General features: G+C 47.6%; 20 protein-coding genes, 1 tRNA gene and 2 pseudogenes. 4 read left to right on the plus strand and 19 right to left on the minus strand.

Annotation, left to right across the window (positions count from 1 at the left end):
- The first annotated feature begins 466 nt into the window (after window positions 1-466).
- Window positions 467-557, plus strand: a tRNA-Ser gene (locus tag Q0274_RS10955).
- Window positions 558-609: 52 nt separating this feature from the next.
- Here Q0274_RS10955 and Q0274_RS10960 read toward each other — a convergent pair.
- From Q0274_RS10960 to Q0274_RS11050, 19 genes and pseudogenes are all read right to left on the minus strand, one after another.
- Window positions 610-1239 carry a hypothetical protein gene (locus Q0274_RS10960; RefSeq protein WP_298029676.1) on the minus strand — a complete coding sequence of 210 codons (630 nt, stop codon included), beginning with the start codon at window positions 1237-1239 and terminating at the stop codon, window positions 610-612.
- A 271-nt stretch (window positions 1240-1510) separates the two neighbouring features.
- A complete protein-coding gene (locus tag Q0274_RS10965) occupies window positions 1511-2005 on the minus strand; it encodes a hypothetical protein (protein WP_297994335.1) in 495 nt (164 codons plus the stop codon).
- A 119-nt stretch (window positions 2006-2124) separates the two neighbouring features.
- A complete protein-coding gene (locus Q0274_RS10970) occupies window positions 2125-3342 on the minus strand; it encodes a 2-hydroxyacyl-CoA dehydratase (RefSeq protein WP_298029678.1) in 1218 nt (405 codons plus the stop codon).
- Window positions 3342-6296, minus strand: coding sequence for an acyl-CoA dehydratase activase (locus tag Q0274_RS10975; RefSeq protein ID WP_298029680.1), 2955 nt, complete (start codon window positions 6294-6296; stop codon window positions 3342-3344). Before Q0274_RS10975 ends, Q0274_RS10970 begins: the two co-directional genes overlap by 1 nt.
- A gap of 295 nt (window positions 6297-6591) precedes the next feature.
- Window positions 6592-6948 carry a 50S ribosomal protein L19 gene (gene rplS / locus Q0274_RS10980; RefSeq protein ID WP_005873155.1) on the minus strand — a complete coding sequence of 119 codons (357 nt, stop codon included), beginning with the start codon at window positions 6946-6948 and terminating at the stop codon, window positions 6592-6594.
- Entirely contained in the window at window positions 6945-7646 is a 702-nt protein-coding gene (gene trmD / locus Q0274_RS10985; RefSeq protein ID WP_298029682.1) for a tRNA (guanosine(37)-N1)-methyltransferase TrmD, read from the minus strand. Before trmD ends, rplS begins: the two co-directional genes overlap by 4 nt.
- Window positions 7643-8173, minus strand: coding sequence for a ribosome maturation factor RimM (gene rimM, locus Q0274_RS10990; protein WP_298029684.1), 531 nt, complete (start codon window positions 8171-8173; stop codon window positions 7643-7645). The genes trmD and rimM overlap by 4 nt, the downstream gene beginning before the upstream one ends.
- Entirely contained in the window at window positions 8166-8408 is a 243-nt protein-coding gene (locus Q0274_RS10995) for a KH domain-containing protein (RefSeq protein ID WP_005873158.1), read from the minus strand. The genes rimM and Q0274_RS10995 overlap by 8 nt, the downstream gene beginning before the upstream one ends.
- Before the next feature lies 1 nt (window position 8409).
- On the minus strand, window positions 8410-8640 hold the full coding sequence (gene rpsP / locus Q0274_RS11000) for a 30S ribosomal protein S16 (RefSeq protein WP_298029686.1): 231 nt from the start codon (window positions 8638-8640) through the stop codon (window positions 8410-8412).
- Between the two features lie 78 nt (window positions 8641-8718).
- Complete coding sequence (gene ffh, locus Q0274_RS11005) at window positions 8719-10059, minus strand: signal recognition particle protein (protein ID WP_298029687.1); 1341 nt, start codon at window positions 10057-10059, stop codon at window positions 8719-8721.
- A gap of 66 nt (window positions 10060-10125) precedes the next feature.
- The gene (locus Q0274_RS11010) at window positions 10126-10875 is read right to left on the minus strand and encodes an RNA pseudouridine synthase (RefSeq protein ID WP_298029689.1); all 750 of its coding nucleotides are present in this window, start codon (window positions 10873-10875) and stop codon (window positions 10126-10128) included.
- Complete coding sequence (locus tag Q0274_RS11015) at window positions 10875-12263, minus strand: glycosyltransferase N-terminal domain-containing protein (RefSeq protein ID WP_298029691.1); 1389 nt, start codon at window positions 12261-12263, stop codon at window positions 10875-10877. Before Q0274_RS11015 ends, Q0274_RS11010 begins: the two co-directional genes overlap by 1 nt.
- Window positions 12260-12967: a zinc ribbon domain-containing protein gene (locus Q0274_RS11020; protein ID WP_177388624.1), complete on the minus strand. Its 708-nt coding sequence runs from the start codon at window positions 12965-12967 to the stop codon at window positions 12260-12262. The genes Q0274_RS11015 and Q0274_RS11020 overlap by 4 nt, the downstream gene beginning before the upstream one ends.
- Before the next feature lie 9 nt (window positions 12968-12976).
- On the minus strand, window positions 12977-13699 hold the full coding sequence (locus tag Q0274_RS11025) for a Nif3-like dinuclear metal center hexameric protein (RefSeq protein ID WP_298029693.1): 723 nt from the start codon (window positions 13697-13699) through the stop codon (window positions 12977-12979).
- Window positions 13700-13866: 167 nt separating this feature from the next.
- Window positions 13867-14703 (minus strand): annotated as a pseudogene (gene glyQ / locus Q0274_RS11030) (glycine--tRNA ligase subunit alpha); the annotation flags it as partial.
- Window positions 14704-14705: 2 nt separating this feature from the next.
- On the minus strand, window positions 14706-15050 hold the full coding sequence (locus tag Q0274_RS11035; RefSeq protein ID WP_298029703.1) for a GyrI-like domain-containing protein: 345 nt from the start codon (window positions 15048-15050) through the stop codon (window positions 14706-14708).
- Complete coding sequence (locus Q0274_RS11040; protein ID WP_298029695.1) at window positions 14993-15205, minus strand: hypothetical protein; 213 nt, start codon at window positions 15203-15205, stop codon at window positions 14993-14995. The genes Q0274_RS11035 and Q0274_RS11040 overlap by 58 nt, the downstream gene beginning before the upstream one ends.
- Window positions 15206-15208: 3 nt before the next feature.
- A complete protein-coding gene (gene purE / locus Q0274_RS11045; RefSeq protein WP_298029697.1) occupies window positions 15209-15709 on the minus strand; it encodes a 5-(carboxyamino)imidazole ribonucleotide mutase in 501 nt (166 codons plus the stop codon).
- A complete protein-coding gene (locus Q0274_RS11050) occupies window positions 15706-16968 on the minus strand; it encodes a peptidase U32 family protein (protein WP_298029699.1) in 1263 nt (420 codons plus the stop codon). The genes purE and Q0274_RS11050 overlap by 4 nt, the downstream gene beginning before the upstream one ends.
- Before the next feature lie 70 nt (window positions 16969-17038).
- On the opposite strand from Q0274_RS11050, the gene Q0274_RS11055 reads away from it, so the two are divergent.
- From Q0274_RS11055 to Q0274_RS11065, 3 genes and pseudogenes are all read left to right on the plus strand, one after another.
- Window positions 17039-17827, plus strand: a complete 789-nt coding sequence (locus Q0274_RS11055; protein ID WP_298029701.1) for a histidinol-phosphatase — start codon at window positions 17039-17041, stop codon at window positions 17825-17827.
- 198 nt (window positions 17828-18025) lie between these two features.
- Complete coding sequence (glnA, locus tag Q0274_RS11060) at window positions 18026-19453, plus strand: type I glutamate--ammonia ligase (RefSeq protein WP_297881244.1); 1428 nt, start codon at window positions 18026-18028, stop codon at window positions 19451-19453.
- A 126-nt stretch (window positions 19454-19579) separates the two neighbouring features.
- A pseudogene (locus Q0274_RS11065) lies at window positions 19580-20053 on the plus strand (ComEC/Rec2 family competence protein); the annotation flags it as partial.

A 20053-nucleotide genomic window follows, 5' to 3' on the forward strand; every position in this document is an offset into this window, starting at 1 on the left:
AAATTTGGAATTTTTTAAAATTCCAAATTTTAAAATCCTCGCAACCAAAATTATTGAAATTTTTATATTTTAAAATTTTCAAAATTTTAAAGCTTAACTATGCTTAAAATCTCATAGTTGCGCAGATCGTAAAACCCTAAATCCTAAAATTTTGCGCTTACACGGGGTTTTTAAATTTTGCTTGTAAGCCAGATTTTAAAATTCGCGCCCGACTGAATTTAAAATTTTAAAATTTCACCGCAAAATAACGCATGGACGCAAAATTTCTGCTCGCACATACTTTAAAAAGTTTTAAAGTTTCGCAGAAGTTGTGTAAGCAAGTATAAATTATCTCCGCCGAATGTTTTTACTCGTTATATCTCTTTGTGCCACCAGCTTAAAATATCCGCGCGGCGATAAATTCCGCGGACTGAGCTAATTTAAGCCCATTATTAGATTAGTTATGTATAATGCGATTTCTTTTTGTGGACAGATGGGTGAGTGGCCGAAACCACACCCCTGCTAAGGGTGCAGCTTCTAACCGGGGCTCGAGGGTTCAAATCCCTCTCTGTCCGCCACTACTTTAGAATTTAAATCAATAAAATTTCACTTCCGTGATTCAGCAGATTTTTAGCCTCCGAGGATACTGCCTAAAAGCAGCACCGGCATCATTAGCGGCATTACGATGAGTCCTTGTATGTCGGTATCCATTTTCGCATCGCGCTCGCTTTTGATCCCGCTATCGACCGCTATACGCGCAGGGTACTCGATCGGCACGCTTAGGCGGTGCGATCTGCGCAGCTCGTCGTGATCTTTTAGGCGCTTAAAATATTTGCCTTCGATCAGATAAGAGTAGCGAAACGTAGAGCTATACGCGGGCTCCAGCTGCTCTGGATCATCCATCAGCTTAGCCTGCACGGATAGCGGCAGATCATATTTTACGAGCTCGATTTCGTGTTGGATATATGCGGCATCGCTGCCCTCGTTGTATCTGTCGATCGTGAGCATGCTTACGTTGCGCCTTATCGCGTCTTTATTCAGCGACGCCAGACTCGCAACCTTGGCTCGCACGGCACTAAGATTTGCATCAAATACGTAATCGTAAATCTCACCACTCATACGCAGCTGACCGCCGGACGCCGCGCTCATCGCGATGATATGCTCGCGCCCTTGCATGTAGCCCGGCAAATTCTTACTCGCGCATCCGCTAAAAATCCCACAGCATAGCGCCAAAACCACGCCATAAATCCAAAATTTCATAAACTTCCTTTGTAAAATTAAAGACGGATTGTATTAAATTTTGCCTTAACGAAAGTGGAATTTTATGACGTGGCAAAATGGGATTGTGTGATGGAATTCTATGGCGGCGGCGCGTAGAATTTCACGCGGATTTACATTAGATTTCGATGAAATTTTACTTGTTTCTAGCCTTTATCCTATTTGCTATGCCCCAAAAGCAATATTTTTATACAAATAATGTAATTTTTATTAGCTCAATTCGCCTTAATTTAACCATATTAGTAATTTAAATCTATAAATCATTCTCTTGCAAATATTGTTTTAACATTTTAATAGCACGCTGCTGCATCGAAACATATTTATTTATAAAATATGCAGAAAGCAAGCTTGAAATAACGACGATAACAATCATTGTATACCCCAATCCTGAACGAGTTTCCTCAATGCAAAGCAAAGCTATAAAAAATGGAATAAATGCTGCAATATTACAAACAGTTCTTATGGCAGACCAAAATAATCTTGATAAACCTCCCATTTCATTCGTAGTTAAATTTTTATAATTGATTACTTTATTCCCATTTACACATACCACCATTTCATCGCCTTGTGATAAAGTATCGTTTTGAATTTTCAGAATAAATTGCCTACCATCTATCCTAAAAGTCGAGCTATACATATTAGAAGTAGATACACCACCCTTACCATTCCTTACGCTACCACTAACATTCGTTTCTAAATTTGTTCTTAGATTATCTATTATTCCTCTATAAATTTTTAAATCAAACATAGTTGCTCCTTAAATTTTTAAATAGTATTTTATTGCATTCCAACTTAATTTTTAAATAAAATTTTGTATCTGATCACAGCATATAGGCAAAACCACCTATCATCATGGATTGCGGCGCGCTACTTTCTATTTGCGTTAGCAAGCATCAGCTTTATGCGGTTTTCTTGATTTACCGCGCTTGCGCCCGGGTCGTAGTCGATAGCGGCGATGTTTGCTTGCGGGTAGTTCTGCTTGATCTTTCGGATCATTCCGCGCGCGATGATGTGGTTTGGCAGGCAGCCAAAGGGCTGCGCGCACACGACGTTTTGTATGCCGTGGCGCATGAACTCGACCATCTCCGCCGTCAGCAGCCAGCCCTCGCCCATCTTCACGCCGTGACCGATGTAGCCGTCGGCGGCGGCGCGAACCTCGCTAAATGGGCTCGGCGCGCGAAAGCCGAAGCGCTTCATCTGCTTAATCATCATGCGCTGGAAAAATTCCACTACCTTAGCGACCGCGAGCGAGCCGTAATACGCCGCGCCGCCCTTTCCGTAGAGTTGCTTGTCGTAAACCGCATCGTAGATGCAGGTAAGCACGAAGTCCATCAGCCCCGTATTTACGGGCTCAGCGTTTTCGCGTATGAGATAGGCGTTTAGGCCGTTGTTGCCGATGGGCGAGTATTTGAGATAAATTTCGCCCACGATGCCTACTTTTATCCGCGGCTTATCGTCGCGCTCGATTTTAGCGAACTGCGAGAGGATAAATTTGAAATTTTTCTTGAGATTGAAAAACGATCTTTGATCGGTCAAATTTTTGATCCGCTCGGCGCAGAATTCGTAAATTTCATTCGTTTGGTTTTTGATCTTTTCGTAGGGCTTGCACTGATTATACAGCCCCATCATCAAATCGCCGTAAAATATCGCGGCAAAGAGCTTTAGAAGCGATTTTTTGCCGAGGCTAAATTCATTCTCATCTAGCGATCCAAAATTTAACGAGATCGCGGGGACGTAGCTAAAGCCGCTGTCCTCAAGCGCTTTACGAAGCAAATTTATGTAGTTGCTCGCTCTGCAGCCGCCGCCCGTTTGGCTGATGAGAAGCGCTACTTTGTGCGTATCGAACTCGCCGCTTTTTAGCGCGTCGATAAACTGCCCGATGACGAGCAGCGCGGGGTAGCACATATCGTTGTGGACGCTGCGAAGCCCTTCCTCGACGATATTTTGGCGATTTTCGCCGAGCAAGACGCTCTTATAGCCCTCGTCGCGCAGCACGCCTTGCATAAAGCGAAAATGCGGATCGATCATCGTAGGGATCAATATCGTGTGGGTGGCTTTCATATCTTTTGTAAATTTAGCAAACATTAGCGCGCATCCTTTCTTGCTTCTTGTTGCGCGCCTTGCCTCTCGCGCTCTATCATGGTCGCTTTTAGGCTACGCAGGCGGATCTTGACCGCACCTAGGTTCGTAACCTCGTCGATTTTAAGTTGAGTGTAAATTTTACCGTTTTGACGCAGTATGTCGCGCACCTCGTCGCCCGTGATCGCATCGATCCCGCAGCCGAAGCTGACTAGCTGCACCAGCTGCATGCGCGGGTATTTACAGATGAACCGCGCCGCGCTATAAAGCCTGGCGTGGTAGGTCCATTGATTAAGGCTTTTCGTCTGCACCCTGCTAAGCGGCAGCGCGTCCTCGCTAAGCACTATAAAGCCCAAGGAATTTAGATAGCGATCGATACCGTGGTTGATCGTCTTGTCGATATGATACGGACGACCCGCTAGCACAATGGCGCTGGCACCGCTACTTTGTATCTCTTTTAGGGTCTCCTCGCCTTTTATTAAAACAGTATTTTTATAGTTTTGCAACTCCTTAAGGCCTTGCAAGACGGCGTTTTTTACAGCGTCGGAATGAAATTTATACCCGGCATCCGCGAGCTCAGCCTGCATCGTTTTACAAAATGAATCTTGCATGTTAAGATCCACGTGTGGGTAGAGGAATTTTTTCTCCTCCAGCGCGCCTACATTCGCGCGTATCAGTTCTGGGTAGTATGCGACTACGGGGCAGTTGTAGCAGTTCTCGCTGATATTTTCATCCAGGCTGTAGCTCATACACGGATAAAAGATGAAATCCACATCCTTGTTTAAAAGATCGTAGATGTGACCGTGTACGCTTTTAGCCGGGTAGCAGACGGTATCGCTCGGAATGCTTTGGCTTGCCAAAAACAGCGTCTCTTTTCGCGGCTTTTGTGACAGCACGAGGCTCATACCTAAATTTTCAAAAAACGCACTCCAAAACGGGATCATCTCAAACATATTCAAAACAAACGGAATTCCAACTCGCGGCGCATCCTGCTTCGGTGGCTTGCGATATTTTCGCAAAAGCTCGTTTTTAAACTCAAATAAATTCGTAATGTCGTGGCGGATCTCCTTGCCCGCGCCGCGCTCGCACTTATTTCCCGAGACGAATTTAGTATCGCCGAAGTAGCTGATCGTAAGTGGGCATTTGTTCGTACAGAGCTTGCAGACGCTAAATTCGCTGCGGTGGGTAAAGTTTTCAAGCTCGGCGCGACTGATCATATCGGTACGCTCGTTTGCGTTATTTTTAGCAAAAAGCGCCGCGCCGTATGCACCCATAAGCTCGCTGATATCTAGACGGATCACATCCTTGCCGAGCTCTTTTTCAAAAGCTCGTAGCACAGCGTTGTTTAAAAAGGTACCGCCCTGCACTACGATGTTTTGACCCAAATCGTCGGCGTTTCGCACGCGGATGACCTTGTAAATCGCATTTTTTATGACGCTAATAGCAAGTCCAGCGCTGATATCCTCGATCGTAGCGCCGTCCTTTTGAGCCTGCTTAACCGAAGAGTTCATAAAAACCGTGCAGCGGCTACCGAGCTTGGCAGGATGGGTCGCAAAAAGGGCTAAGCTTGCAAAATCTTTAATGTCGTAACCCAAAGAATTTGAAAAAGTCTGCAAAAACGAGCCGCAGCCCGAGCTACACGCTTCATTTAGCACGATAGAATCAATATTGCCATCTTTAATGGAGAAACACTTAATGTCCTGCCCGCCGATGTCGATGATAAAATCTACCTTCGGATTGAAGTGGCGCGCGGCGCTGTAATGCGCGATCGTCTCGACAATACCGTAATCGAAGCGAAAGGCGGTCTTAATGAGATCCTCGCCATATCCGGTAACGCCGCTGCCCTTGATCTTGATGCGACCCTCACAAAGATCGTATAACTCCTTAAGTCGCGGCAACAGGATGTCGACCGGATCGCCTTTATTGGAGGAGTAAAATTTATACAATAGTTCGTAGTTTTCGCCTATCAGCACGACTTTGATCGTAGTGCTGCCACAATCCACGCCCAAATACGCATCTCCGCTGTAGGTGTGGATATCCACCTTAGGCACGCTCGCGCGGGCGTGGCGAGCGGTGAACTCGTCGAATTCCGCTCTGTCTTTGAAAAGCGGCGGCTCGGCTTCCAGCGCGGTCCTGTCGGGCTCCTTTTTTAAAAGCGCGATCGTCTCATCTAAATTTAACGTCTCGCCCGTATCTTTTGCGTACAGAGCGCTACCGTAAGCCACGAAGTAAGGCGCAATGTCGGGGAAGGTCGCAGTTTCGTCGGTGAGCTTTAGCACCTCTTTAAAGCGCGCCTGAAGACCTTTTAGGAAAAACAACGGACCGCCCAGAAACAGGATATTACCCTTAACTTCGCGACCCTGCGCAAGCCCCGAGATCGTCTGCTCGACGACCGCGGCGTAGATACTAGCGCAAATATCCTCTTTTCTAACGCCCTGATTTAGTAGCGGCTGAATGTCGCTTTTGGCAAACACGCCGCAGCGTGAGGCGATCGGGTAAATTTTATTTGCCGCAAAACTTAGGCGATCAAGCTCTGTGATATCTAGATGCAAAAGGTTGGTCATCTGATCGATAAATGCGCCGGTACCGCCCGCGCACGAGCCGTTCATCCGCTCCTCAAGTCCGCCCGTGAGAAATAAAATTTTAGCATCCTCGCCGCCCAGCTCGATTACGACGTCGGTCTTTGGAAACATCCGCTTGACGCCGAGCGAGGTAGCGAAAACCTCCTGGACGAACGGAATTTTGCAATTTTTGGCGATACCCATGCCCGCCGAACCCGCTATGGCGATGCTGAATTGCTCGCCTGCGTAGGTTTTTTGGATTTGCAAAATTTTATCCAGCACCAGCTCTTTGGGCTTTGCCAAATGCCGCTCGTAGCTCTTGCTTAAAATTTCATATTTTTCGTTTAAAACTACCGTTTTAACAGTGGTTGATCCTACGTCAATGCCTAAAAAAATCACATCTCGCTCTTTATTGAATAAATTTTACTCGGCCGAATTCTCGAATTTAGCGCGAGCTTTCTAAATTAAAATTTGCATTTTATAGTAATATTTTTAAACGCAAATAAAATCAGGATATATTTTATCTTTTTTTATAGAAAAAGACGATTTTTAGGCAGTTTAAAATTAAAAATTTTAATGGAAAAGTTGTAAAATTTTAGATTCAATGCGAGTATATTTTGCGCGAAATTTTTTAAAATCTCGCGCATTATAAAAAGAGCTTTCTTTTGAATTAAGAAGTGTAAAATTTAAAGGATTATTTTCGAAGCTCTTTGATTTTAGCCGCCTTACCGCGTCTGTCGCGTAGGTAAAATAGCTTCGCGCGGCGAACGCGTCCTTTTCTTAGAACCTCAATGCTTTCGATACTCTCGCTGTAGATCGGGAAAATTCTCTCCACGCCAACGCTATTTGCGCCAATCTTGCGGATGATAAAAGTCTCGCTGACGCCGTTTCCGCGGCGCGCAATGCAGGTACCTTCAAAATTTTGAATTCTGCTCTTATCGCCCTCTTTAATCCTGATGGCTACCTTTAAGGTGTCGCCGGCACGGAAATCAGGCACACTTTTGCTTGTGATCTGAGCGTCCTCAAACGCTTGGATATATTTGTTTTTCATAAATTTCCTTTATTTCTGGCGATTTTTCGGTACATATCCGGGCGGAAGAACCTCGTTTTGCATAGCGCCATTTGATTTTTTAAGCTGCGCATTTTAGCGTGATTACCCTTTAAAAACTCTGAAACTATAGGTAAATTTTCAAAAACATCAGGCTTTGTAAATGCGGGCGCCTCTAAAATTCCGCCTTCAAAGCTTTCTTCGACGAGCGAACTTTCGTTGCCCAAAACGCCCTTTATGTTGCGGCTTATCGCATCGCACATACAAAGCGCGCCGAGCTCGCCGCCGGTAAGAACGAAATCGCCGATACAAAAAATTTCATTTACATATCTTTCGACTATGCGTTCATCGATCCCCTCGTAGCGCCCACAGATAAAGCATAAGCTCTCCCCACCACTTAGGCGCTTGGCGTCGTTTTGGTTAAATTTTTTACCGGCGGGCGAGAGGTAGATAAACTTGGCGTTTTTAAATTTAGCTCTTACCTGCTCGATCGTCCCAGCAAGCGGCTCCGTGCCTATCAAAAGCCCCGCACCGCCGCCGATCATATAATCATCTACCTTTTTATACCGATTTGTCGTGAAATTTCGCGGGTTAAAAAAATGCGTCGAGATTATTTTCTTATCGACTGCACGCTTTAAAATCGAGTCCTCAAAATACGGCGCGATGAGATTTTCAAACAGCGAAACGAAGATAAAATTCATGAGTTTTCCAAAATCGCGCGCGCATTTTGCGTAAAAATTTTACGCTCGCTAAGCGAAATTTCTTTCACATAGGCATCCACGTAGGGGATGAAAAATTCTTTCGGCAAAGCCTGCGAGATTAAGCTTTCATCCGTTTCTACCTCAAAAAGATATCCGTTTCCGATCTGCGATATGTCCCTTACGCGCCCTAAAACCGTGCCGTCTTCATGAATTTCAAGCCCGATAATATCGAAGTAAAAGAACTCGCCCTTTTGCAATTTGCAAAATTTCCGCGTGTCCTCTTTGCTTCGGTAAAGGATTTGGTTGGTTAAATTTGCCGCCGCTTCTACGCTTTCGTAATTTTTAAAAATAGCGCTAGAATTTGCGCCGCTAAAGGATAGAATTTCTAAAATTTCGCCGTTTCGTAGATAAAATTTGGCGCCTTTTTTAAACTGAGAGGGGAAGTCGCTGCGATCGAAAATTTTAACCGCGCCCTTTAGGCCGATAGTCCGACCGAGCTTCGCGACCTCTAAAAGATCATCAGGCATCTTTGGCTTTGACGGTAATTTTATAATTGATCGGATCTTTTGCTTTATAGCCGATGATGACGGTTTTTATAGCGTTTATCATTTTGCCGTCCTTGCCGATGAGTTTGCCGGTATCGGCCTTGTCGGCATAGACGATGATCTCGGTAAAGTTTTCACCGACCCGCTTTTGCGTAGAAACGGACTGCGGATAGTCGGCGATCAACTTTGCGTATTCTTTTATAAAATTTTCTACCATTTTATTTGCTTGTGATTTGAGCGACCCTATCGCTTAACTTCGCGCCTACACTCTTCCAGTATGCCAAACGCTCCGCGTCGAATTTGATATTATCGCTATCTTTTAGCGGGTTATAAAAACCGATCATCTCGATGAAGCCGCCGTCGCGTCTTTTCCTGCTATCCGTTACCACGATGCGGTAAAAAGGCTGCTTCTTTCTCCCGATTCTTGTAAGCCTAACAACTGTTGCCATTTTTTCTCCTTAAATTTTTGTAAGTTTTAGAACTTGCAGATGGCTAAAACTTAAACATCTGCAAACTCTACCGAGAGGCTATCTCGGTAAATTTTGCCTTTGAGCGATCGAGGCAAGCCCCTGCATGCCGCCCTTGCCCGAAAATTTTTTCGCAAGCTTTGAAGCGCCCGCAAACTGCTTTAAGAAGCGATTCACCTCCACCTGCGAAAGCCCTGCGCCAGCAGCAAGTCTGCGTTTGCGCGAATTATTTAGCAGATCCGGATTTTCGCGCTCTTTCGGCGTCATAGAGCTGATCATCGCTTTGATATGAAGTATCTCTTTTGAGTTTTCCAAATCGATATCTTTTATCTTATTCGCCATGCTGGAAAGCCCGGGGATCATGCCGATCAAATTTTTCATATTGCCGAGCTTTTTCACGCTTTCGAGCTGATTTACGAAATCGTTGAAATTAAACTCGCCCTTTTTGATCTTTTTGTTCAAGGCCTTAGCTTCTCTTTCATCGAATACGGCGCTTGTCTTCTCGGCTAACGTCGCTAAATCGCCCTCGCCCATAATGCGACCTGTAATTCTATCGGGTATAAAGCCCTCTAAATCGGCCACCTTCTCGCCGGTTCCGATAAAGCGAAGCGGGATGCCAAGCTGCTGCGCGATACCAAGAGCTACGCCGCCTTTGGTATCTGCGTCAAATTTGCTTAAAATCACGCCCGTTAGGCCTAAAATTTCATCAAATTTAGCGGCCGTTTTAATGCCGTCTTGACCGCTCATGGCGTCCGCTACGTAAAAAATTTCATGCGGATTTAGAGCTTTTTTCATCTCCGCAAGCTGCGCCATTAGTGCCTCATCGATTGCAAGACGTCCTGCCGTATCTACGAGCAGTACGTCATAAAGCCCACTCTTAGCCTTGCCTAGCGCTTTTTCTGCAACTTTTAACGGATCGCTCTCGCCCTCGATGAAAAATAGCTCGATTTCGTTTGCTTCGCACAGCTGGCGGAGCTGTTCAACCGCGGCTAGGCGCTGCAAGTCGCATGCTGCGACCAAGACCTTTTTTTTACGAAGTTTCAGATAGTTCGCGAGTTTTATCGTGCTTGTGGATTTTCCGCTTCCTTGAAGTCCCGTCATCAAAGCTACCGTAGGAGGCGTGCCGGCAAATACAAACCCCTGACTGCTGCCCCTAGGCGCCGTTAAAATTTTAGTCAAATTTGTCTTGATGGACTGCAAAAACGGCTTCTGTCCTATCGTGCCGATACGAAGATCGGCTTCGACGAGCGCCAAAAAATCCTTTACGACTTTGTGGTGCACATCGGCCTTTAAAAGCGCCTTTTTTAGCGTTTCTAAGGCATTTTTTAAAGCTTTTTCGTCATCGATTGTTTTTAATTTATTGACCGCGTTTTTAAACGACTCGCTTATGATCTCAAACACTTTGATCCCTTATAAAATTTTTAAACTTGCGATGTTACCTAAAATTAACTTAAAAGCCATTGAATATCAGAGATCCTTAGGAATTTCAAAGCCGAATTCGTTGAAGCTTGTACCTAGCGGAGCTTTAAATTTCAGCCCCAAAATCTCGGTCTCGTACGAGTGCAGAAACATCCGCTTCGCGCGGCTTTTAGCGTATTTTTCATCGCCTATTACGCCATAGCCCGCGTTCGCCAGATGCACGCGGATCTGATGCGTCCTGCCCGTCTCGATCCGCACCTTTACGAGCGATTTTTTGCCGCTTACCATAAGCGGATAAACCTCGCTAAATGCGCTCTTGCCGTTTGGCGAAATTTTAGAAAACGCGCCGCTTCGGGTCTTTATCGTCAAAATCGGCTCGTCAAATTTCATCTCTTCGCTCACGATCCCTTTCACGATCGCGATGTAGCTTTTCCTCACGCGTAAATTTTTAAACTCCGCAATCGCCGCTTCGCGAAATTCCTCGTTCTTATATAGCAGCACGACGCCGCTAGTTTCCTTATCCAGGCGGTTTAGAAGCCCGAATTTGTAGATTTTTTCCAAATTTTCGCTACTCATAAAGGGCGGCTTATTGACCGCCAAAACGTTCTCATCCTCGTAAATGATTGTAGGTTTTGCAGGCTTCATCACGCTAAATTTAGTATTTTCGCCGAGCATCTCGCGCGCTAGAGCGATCTTTACGCCGCGCGCGCTTACAAGCCCCGCGTCGATGAGGGCCTTGGCTTCATTGTGCGAGATGTTTTCCTGTGCCGCCAGCAGTTTGTAGGCTTTTTCTTGCATTAAATTCTTTCCTTGATTAAATTTTCTATCTCTTTCAAATCGCAAATTTTATCTATCTGCGTGCCCTTTAGCGGCTCTTTTAAAACGCTTGAAATTTCGTTCGCCTCGCACAGAGCGATATTTTGTACGAGCGCGTACAGCGCCTTTTGGTTATGAAAAAATCGCCCGCTGATGATCGGCACGCCGAAGCTCGCCGCCTCGATCGGGCTATGTCCGCCGATATTGCGCAAAAAACTGCCGCCCAAGATCACGACGTTTGAAATTTTATAAAAGTTCGCTAGCTCCCCGAAGGCATCAAGCAAGATAAAATCGCTCCCAAGCCCCGCGCCGTCGCTAAACCGCTCAAAGCTAAGCCCATGCTCGCGCGCCCAAATCTCACAAATTTCACGTACCTTTTCGAAGCGCTCCGGATGTCTCGGTGCAAGGATGATTTTTAGCTTTTGCGGCACGGCAGTCAAAGTCGCCGTATTCGGTGCGGTAAAATTTAAAGACGCGCCGTTTAAAGGCACCGTATTCGGCACAGCGGACGAAGCGTCGCTTGAGCTCGCCGCGTCCAAAGAAGCTGCGTTTAAATTTACCGGCTCAAGTGAGCCCGTCTCACCGCGAAGCTCAGCCCCAGGCAAGCTTTTATCGCCGCGGGCACCCGCTGCGCGCGGGTATTTTTCGAGAGCTCTCTGCGAGCCGCGAAATTTTATAAAATCGTTTAAATTCGATAAAACAAGCTCCTCTTCGCCCTCGTGAGTGTTTGAGATCGTAAGCACGAAGCTATTTGCGACCGCGGCGGAATAGTCTTTCGTCGCAACGGCGATATTCGCGCTTTTTATGTTGCCCGCGACCCTTATATTTTTTGCGCCGAGCTCCCGCAGCCGCGCCGCATCAAGCTCGCTTTGCGCAAGCACCAGATCGATATTTTCAAACGCTTTGCGATAATAAAGCTTAAAACGCAGATAGCTCGCGTATGAGCGGTCGCTAATGCGCGCATTTAGCAGGATCACGTAGCTTCCGCGCGATTTAGCGGAACGGATCAAATTTAGCCACAGTTCCGCTTCAAAGATCACCAGCACGCGGCTACCCGTAAGCCAAAACGGAAGCCAGTTTTCAAACGGCAGGTAGCGAGAGTTCGGCGTGAGAGAGCGCGCCGCACCGAAGCCCGTCTGCGTGGTCGTGCTAAGCGCGACGCTCTCAAATTTAGAAATTAGCGGCGCAAGAGCGTTTACCTCGCCCAAGCTGCAAGCGTGAAAGTGCACCGCTGCGGGGCTAAATTTAGGGTTTTTGTATAGAAAAAATCGCGCCTTCAGGCTCGTGCGGTATTTTGTTTTAAAGCTTAGGATAAAAATAAAAGGCGCAGCTGCAAGCCACGCCAAAAACGCCAAGGCGGTGTAGATCACTCGGCTTCTTTATATAAAATTCTGCCGCAATACGGGCAGGTTACGATGTCGTCGCTTTTGATGACCGCGGAATAGGTCTTGTCGCTTATGCGCATAAAGCAGCCGTAGCAGGCCTGTTTGCGCACCGGCGAGACCGCCGTATTGCCCGCCCACTTGCGGATCTTTTCGTAGAATGAGACGGTTTTTGGATTCATAGCCTGCATTAGTTTATCGCGCTTAGCGTAGATCGCGCCGCGAGCGACCTCAACCTCGCCCATCTCGGCGCTTACCTGCTCCTGCAAGCTTTTTAGCTCGGCTTCAAACGCCTCTTGCTTTTCGCTCTGCTCTTTTACGAGCGCCTCCTTTGCGGCTACGATCTTTTCTAGCCTTTCGATCTCCTCGTTTGTGGCCTCGAGCTGCTCTTTTGCGATGTCCTCTTCGACGCTAAGGGCCTTGATCTCCTTTTCGGTTTTTGCCGCGCCGCTTTTTTTGCCCGTGCTTTTTAGCTTGGACGAAAAGGCGCTAAGCTGCGCGTTTGCTTGTAAAATTTGAGATTTTAGCTCGGCGATCTCCGCATTTAGAGTTTCGATCTGTTCTTTTGCGCCGTTTATTTCAGTGCTTTTTTTACTCAGCTTCTCCTGCGCGGCCTCGATTTTAGGCTTAAATCCGTCCAGCTGCTTATCGAATTCGCAAAGCTCTACCAATTGGCTTAAATATTTGTTCATCTTTTTCCTTTAATAATACGTAAATGGATTTTTTTGCTCGCTTATTATAACTTCAATTTCGCTTTTTTGCAAGAAAGGTGCGAGCGCGCGCCCAAAATAGCGCTCACTTTCAAAATGGTTTATGTCGATCAAACTCACGCCGTTTTCTAAATTTTGAAGCGCTGCGTGATATTTTATATCGCCCGTGATGAAGCAATCCACGCCCAAGCTTTGATTTAGTTCGCTTCCACTGCCGGTGCAAAGCGCAATATTTTGGATGAAATTTTTCGTCTTTACGGCGCGCAGATGCTCGATGCCAAGCTTGCGCTTTATATCCGCGCACAGAGCCTCAAAGCTCAAATCCGCGCGCATGAAAACCAAAAATTCCCGCTCATCCGTAATTTCAAATTTTAAAATTTCGCGCGCTACGAACCCGTTTAAAACGTGCTTGTCAAAGTTCGTATGCATCGCGATGAGAGAGATGTTTTTGCGGATCATCTCATAGATCAAATTTGCAGGATAGAGCCGCGGATCAAGCGATTTTAGCGGACTGAAAATCAGCGGGTGGTGCACCACCAAAAGCGAGCCCGCCTCCGCCTCGCGCACAAGCTCGCTAGTAACGTCTAGGCTTAGATAGATTTTTGAAATTTCATCATCCAAGTTTCCAAGCATTAGCCTGCTATTATCCCACGCCTCCGCGTCGCAAAAAGGCGCGGTGGCGTTTAAAATTTCATAAATTTCGCCCGTTTTCATAAATCCTACTCTGCGCTTTTATCTGTTTTATTTGCGGAATTTTGCTTGCCGTGGGCGTTTTTTAAATTTGCGCTCGCGGAGGAAGCGGGCGCCGCGCCGCCGTCTTTACCGCTTTTTTTATCACTGCACGTTGCGGCGTCCAGCTCGGCGACATATTTTTGCGGATCTGCGTAGCAAAGCGCGCAGTTTTTGGCAAGATCGCGGATCTTTAAAATATAATCCTGTCTCTGCGTGACCGAGATCGCTCCGCGCGCATCAAGGACGTTGAACGTGTGCGCCGCGAGCATGCAGTAATCATACGCAGGAAGCGCCAGGCCGTGCTTTAGGATGCTTTTGCACTCGCCGAAGCAGTTTTCAAACTGATTAAAAAGCATCGCGGTGTCCGCAAGCTCGAAGTTGTATTTGCTAAACTCGAACTCGCCTCTTTTATGCACGTCGCCGTAGGTTACTAGCCCCGCCTTGTCGTCCCAGACGATGTCGTAAACATCGTCTTTGTTTTGCAGATACATTGCCAAGCGCTCAAGCCCGTAGGTGATCTCGCCGCTAATTAGCTCGCACGTGATGCCGCCTACCTGCTGAAAATAAGTAAACTGCGTCACCTCCATGCCGTCTAGCCAAACCTCCCAGCCAAGCCCCCAGGCTCCTAGCGTCGGGCTCTCCCAGTTGTCTTCTACGAAGCGGATATCGTGGCTTTTAAGATCTAACCCCAGCTTCTCTAGGCTTTTTAGGTAGAGTTCTTGGATATTATCCGGGCTCGGTTTTAAGATCACCTGAAACTGATAATACGCGCCCAAGCGGTTTGGGTTTTCGCCGTAGCGCCCGTCTGTGGGGCGACGCGAGGGTGCTACGTATGCCGCGCACCAAGGTTTACTTCCAAGGCTGCGCAAAAAGGTAGCCTGATGATAGGTGCCCGCGCCCGCGGGCATATCGTAAGGCTGAACGAGCAAGCAGCCCTGCTCGTGCCAGTAGTTTTGAAGCGTCAAAATAATCTGTGAAAACGTCATTTTTATCCTTTTATCGATATGTAAATTTCAATTTTATCTTCCGAGTGCTTTTCAAAGTCCGTTTTAAAGGCTCTTTGAAGCTTCGAGCTTTCAAAAAATTTCCAAATTCCGGTCCAGTATTCGCCAGCTCTCGTAGGCTCGTTTGCAAAATCAAAAACCGCGTAATCGCCCGCTTCGATACGTAATTTTTCGCAGGTTTCATCGTGCTCATTTTTACAGCACTGATTTGCGGATTTGCAAGCTTCGTCGTGGCTTTCTTGATGGTGCCCTTCCTTCGAGCAAGTGCCTATTAGCACGGAGTATTCGCCCTGCGCGCCGTTTTCGTAGTCGTAATATGCGGCGTAAATTTCGTTTTCTCGGCGCTGCTTCTGCTAGCGTTAAATTTTAAAAACTCGCCCCACAAATTTGCGATCACCCCTCGCCCGCTCATCTCATTTGCGTTGTTTGTGCGAGTCTTTAGGCCGCAAATTTCAAAGCCTTCGCGCAATTTTAAAATTTTCAAAGCCTAGCCCTCAAGCAGCACTTCGATCTGCTCGGAGTCCTTTTTCAGCGCCTCCGCTTTTGCGGCACGATCCGCCTTTAGCTTCGAGCTTAGCACCTCGTCGCTTAGAGCTAAAATTTGCACCGCCAGATACGCCGCGTTTTTCGCTCCCGCCTTTCCGATCGCAAGCGTCGCGACGGGGATACCCGCAGGCATCTGCACGGTCGAATACAGCGCATCTACGCCGCTAAGCGCGCTACCGCCGAGCGGGACGCCTAGCACCGGCTTGGTCGTATTCGCAGCGACCGCTCCAGCAAGATGCGCCGCCATGCCCGCCGCGCAGATGAAAACCTGCGCGCCCTTTTTCTCGGCGTCCGCGACGTATTTTGCCGTGCGGGCGGGGCTTCGGTGCGCGGAGGAGACGATCATCTCGTACGCCGCGCCGAATTCGTTTAAAATTTTAGCCGCCTCGTAAACCACCTCGTAATCGCTCTTTGAGCCCATTATTATAGAAACAAATTTCATTCTATCTCCTTTCTTAAAAAGCAAAACTCTGCAAGCTTCATAGGCAGCTTAATCTCATTCAGATTGCCGCTGTGAATCTCGCTAAATTCCTTACCGCTACGACTTTGCAGCCTCTTAAATTTTAAATATGGCTTGCCGTCAAGCTCGTAAATTTCGCCGATCTCATTATCGCAAGCGCAAATTTTAAAGCCGCGCGGAGCGAAAATTTCATACGAAACGCCTGGTAAAATTTTATCTTTGACGCTTATAAACTCGCCGTCCTGCGAGATCGCGCAGACCTGATGCGTACCAAGCTCGATGCTGCGGTCTAAATTTTGCGTATCCTCTCGCTCGTACGGGCGTTTTATCAAATATCCGTCGCTAAAGCCGCGGTTTTTAAGCGTCGCAATCTCGCGCTCGTAAACGCCGGCCTCAAATTTATCGCTCGCGGCATCGTCTATCGCCGCGCGGTAGGCGTTCGTGGCGCATGCGACGTAGTATTCGCTCTTGGTACGCCCTTCGATTTTGAAGCTGTCGATTGCGCCCGTTTGCATGATCTTTTGCACGTGCGAAATGAGGCTAAGATCCTTCGCGTTCATTACGAAAGTCCCCTCCCCTTCGCGCTCTTGCAAGCGAAAAAGCGCGCTGGTTTCGGGGTTTTTCGCGTAAAGCTCATAGTTAAATCTGCAGTCGTTCGCGCAGCTTCCGCGGTTACTGAAGCGCCCGCTTTGCACCGCGCTAACAAGACAGCGCCCGCTATATGCGAAACACATCGAGCCGTGCACGAAAATTTCGATCTCGAGGTTTGGAAGTTTTTCCTTAATCTCCACGGCGTCTTTGAGCGTCATTTCGCGCGCCGCGACGATGCGCACGGCGCCCAGCTCCGCCCAAACCTGCGCATCCAGATAATTTAGCACGTTAGCCTGAGTAGAGATGTGAATCGGAATCTCAGGCGCTACGGCTCGCGCGAGGCTCGCAACGCCCAAAGTGGCGATTAAAATTCCATCTACGCGCAGATCGCGAAGAAATTCCAGATGCCTTTTGATGTTTCCTAGCTGGCCGTTGGTCGCAAAGCCGTTTACGGTCGCATAAAGCTTCTTGCCGCGCTCGTGCGCGTACGCGACGCCCTGCGCGAAGCTTTCCTTGCTAAATTCCTTCGCGCTTCGCTGGCGCAGCGAAAATGAGCCCGTGCTTGCATACACGGCGTCCGCGCCGTAAGCTAGGGCGATTTTTAGTTTCGTTAAATTCCCAGCAGGAGCTAAGAGTTCGGGTTTTTTCAAATACATTCCTAGTGATTTTTTAAGCGCGATTTTACTACAATTTAGCCAAAATTTTATTTAAGGAGGCGCGATGAGGGTCGATCTGCACAACCACACCTATCTTTGCAACCACGCTAGCGGCGAGCCGCGACAGTATTTGGAAGCGGCGATCGCACGAGGCATAGAAATTTTCGGCTTTGCGGATCACGCGCCGATGAACTTCGATCAAAAATACCGAATGAGCTTCGAGCAGATGGAGTTTTACGAGCGGATGATTAGGGATCTGCGGGATGAGTTTAGCGGGCGGATCGACGTGCGACTGGGATACGAGATCGATTTTATGACGAAAAAAGAGCTAATGGATGAGCGTATTTTCGCGCGCGAGGTTGATTATCTCATCGGTTCGGTGCATTTTTTAAATAACTGGGGCTTTGATAACGAGGAATTTTTAGATCAGTGGAGCGGGCGCGACATAGACGACGTTTATCGCGAATACTTTGCGCTGATCTGCGCGCTGTGCAAAAGCGGCAAATTCGACATTTTAGGGCACATGGATCTGATTAAAATTTTTAAATTTACTCCGAAAAAAGATATCAGAGTTTTGGCTGGCGGCGCGATAAATGCGATCAAAAAAAGCGGCATCGTCGTGGAGCTAAACTCCGCGGGGCTTCGCAAGCCCGCGAATGAAATTTATCCAAGCGACGCGCTTTTAGAGGTGCTTGCGGATGCGGACGTGCCGATCACGCTTAGCTCGGACGCGCACTCGGTAGCTCAAGTGGCGCTAAATTACGATAAAATTTACGCCAAAGCGCGCGAGTTCGGCTACGATAAGATCGCCGTTTTCAAAAATCGCGAGCGTGAGTTTGTAAAGCTGGCGTAAATTTTAACGGCAGCCGCTCTCTGCTAAATTTAAAAGGCGCGGACGGCGCGAAATTTTAAAATTTCAAAATCTTCGGCGGCGAGAAATTTTAAAAATCGCGGCGCGCAAAACGGCGTAGATAAAGTCGAATTTCAACTAAATAATGTTAAAATCCGCCGTTAAATTTAGCCCGAATACGGGCGGAAAAAAGGAAAAAATATGGGAAAATTTGTTAATGACGTGAAGGAATTTTTTAAATTTTGCGATGAAAACGAGGTCGAGTTCGTAGATTTTAGATTTACCGATCTAAAAGGCACCTGGCACCACGTCGCTTACAACTACAAGCGCCTGCCGAAGGACTTCGCCGACGGAATTCCATTCGACGCAAGCTCGGTAGCGGCGTGGCAGCCGATCGATAAATCCGATATGATGCTAAAGCCCGACGTGCAAACGGCGTTTTTGGATCCGTTCACCGCGGACGTTACGATCATCGTCATCTGCGACGTTTATGATATCTATAAAAACGAGCTTTACGAAAAATGCCCGCGCTCGATCGCTAAAAAAGCCGAGCAGTTTCTGCAAACCACGGGTCTTGGAGATACCTGCTATTTCGGGCCAGAGAATGAGTTTTTCGTTTTCGACGACGTAAAGATAATCGACGATATGAACTGCGCGATGTTTAAGGTAGATACCGAGGAGGGACATTGGAACAGCGGCAAAAACTACAAAGACGGCTTTAACAGCGGTCACCGCCCGGGCGTAAAGGGCGGCTATTTCCCCGTCCAGCCGGTCGATTCGATGGTCGATCTACGCGCCGAGATGCTAAAAGTGCTTGAGCAGATCGGGCTTGAGACCTTCATCTGTCACCACGAAGTAGCGCAAGGCCAAGGCGAGATCGGCGTCAAATACGGCACTCTCGTCGAGGCCGCCGACAACGTGCAAAAATATAAATATGTCGTAAAAATGGTCGCGCACCTAAACGGCAAGACCGCGACCTTTATGCCAAAGCCGCTCTACGGCGATAACGGCAGCGGAATGCACGTGCATCAATCGATCTGGAAAAAGGGCAAAAATACCTTTTACAAAAAGGGCAACTACGCAAATTTAAGCGACGCGGCGAGATGGTATATCGGCGGCGTGCTAAAGCATGCGCGCAGCGTCGCGGCGTTTACGAACCCGAGCACCAACAGCTACAAGCGCCTGATACCCGGCTTTGAGGCGCCGTCCATTCTAACTTATTCGAGCCAAAACCGCTCCGCTTCGATCCGCATCCCTTACGGCAGCGGCGAGCACTCGGTGCGAGCCGAGATGCGCTTCCCAGATAGCACTGCATGCCCGTATTTAGCATTTGCGGCGATGCTGATGGCGGGAATCGACGGTATTAAAAACAAAACCGAGCCGGTGGGGCCGATGGATGAGAATTTATTCAAGCTGCACCTGGATGAGATCCGCGAACGCGGCATCGAGCAGCTTCCGCACACGCTTCGCGGCAGCCTAGAGGCGGTGATCCGCGATAATGAGTATCTGCGCCCGATAATGAGCGAGCTTTTTATCGAAACCTATCAGCATTTTAAATTTGAAACTCAGGTTTGGCCTTACGAGGCGCGCCCTACGCCGTTTGAGTTTGCGACGAATTATTCGTGCTAAGGCTAAATTTTATGCCGCGCCGCCCGGTTTTTACGAGACGGTGCGGCATAAGGTCTTGGAATTTTAAAATTTCGCCGCGTGCGAGCTTTTAAAATTCTACCGTATGCACGAACTTAAATACCGCCCGTGAAGCTTCAACTCTTTTACCGCAAACGTGAAATTTTATACTTTCTGCTCATTTTGCTTGGAATTTTATCGCTAAATTTAGGTCTTAAATTTTATGAATTCAGAGAATTCCGCGAGAAAAACTATGCCTTTTACGACGCGCAAATTCTAAACGCCTACGCCAAAACGAACGAGCGCGGCCACACCTACACGGTGCTAAAGCTCAAAACGGCGGATTTCGCCCTCTACACGACCGCTGGGCTAGGGCGGGAATTTCACCGCTTCGCTCGCGTAAATATCGGCATCGTAACGAAAAACGTAAAATTTTTAGATTTTTTAAAGCAGCGCTTTTACGCGCCAAATTTTAAAATCGGAGACGAGCTTGCGCCCTCCGGGGCAAAATGGCGCGCTATAGAATTCATTCGCGCCCAACACAAAGATGAGATGACGGCGGATCTTTACTCCGCGCTGGATTTTGCGACCGAAATTTCAAAA

Source organism: uncultured Campylobacter sp. (assembly GCF_937973075.1).
Lineage (GTDB): Bacteria > Campylobacterota > Campylobacteria > Campylobacterales > Campylobacteraceae > Campylobacter_B.

Excerpts from the sequence above, each read along its gene's own strand:
- Q0274_RS11025 (WP_298029693.1), bottom strand. The coding sequence starts at position 13,699 with ATGAAAACGGGCGAAATTTATGAAATTTTAAACGCCACCGCGCCTTTT.
- Q0274_RS11020 (WP_177388624.1), bottom strand. The coding sequence starts at position 12,967 with ATGAACAAATATTTAAGCCAATTGGTAGAGCTTTGCGAATTCGATAAG.
- Q0274_RS10970 (WP_298029678.1), bottom strand. The coding sequence starts at position 3,342 with ATGTTTGCTAAATTTACAAAAGATATGAAAGCCACCCACACGATATTG.
- Q0274_RS11010 (WP_298029689.1), bottom strand. The coding sequence starts at position 10,875 with ATGCAAGAAAAAGCCTACAAACTGCTGGCGGCACAGGAAAACATCTCG.
- Q0274_RS10965 (WP_297994335.1), bottom strand. The coding sequence starts at position 2,005 with ATGTTTGATTTAAAAATTTATAGAGGAATAATAGATAATCTAAGAACA.
- glnA (WP_297881244.1), top strand. The coding sequence starts at position 18,026 with ATGGGAAAATTTGTTAATGACGTGAAGGAATTTTTTAAATTTTGCGAT.
- rpsP (WP_298029686.1), bottom strand. The coding sequence starts at position 8,640 with ATGGCAACAGTTGTTAGGCTTACAAGAATCGGGAGAAAGAAGCAGCCT.
- Q0274_RS10960 (WP_298029676.1), bottom strand. The coding sequence starts at position 1,239 with ATGAAATTTTGGATTTATGGCGTGGTTTTGGCGCTATGCTGTGGGATT.
- Q0274_RS10995 (WP_005873158.1), bottom strand. The coding sequence starts at position 8,408 with ATGGTAGAAAATTTTATAAAAGAATACGCAAAGTTGATCGCCGACTAT.
- trmD (WP_298029682.1), bottom strand. The coding sequence starts at position 7,646 with ATGAATTTTATCTTCGTTTCGCTGTTTGAAAATCTCATCGCGCCGTAT.
- purE (WP_298029697.1), bottom strand. The coding sequence starts at position 15,709 with ATGAAATTTGTTTCTATAATAATGGGCTCAAAGAGCGATTACGAGGTG.
- Q0274_RS11055 (WP_298029701.1), top strand. The coding sequence starts at position 17,039 with ATGAGGGTCGATCTGCACAACCACACCTATCTTTGCAACCACGCTAGC.
- rplS (WP_005873155.1), bottom strand. The coding sequence starts at position 6,948 with ATGAAAAACAAATATATCCAAGCGTTTGAGGACGCTCAGATCACAAGC.
- rimM (WP_298029684.1), bottom strand. The coding sequence starts at position 8,173 with ATGCCTGATGATCTTTTAGAGGTCGCGAAGCTCGGTCGGACTATCGGC.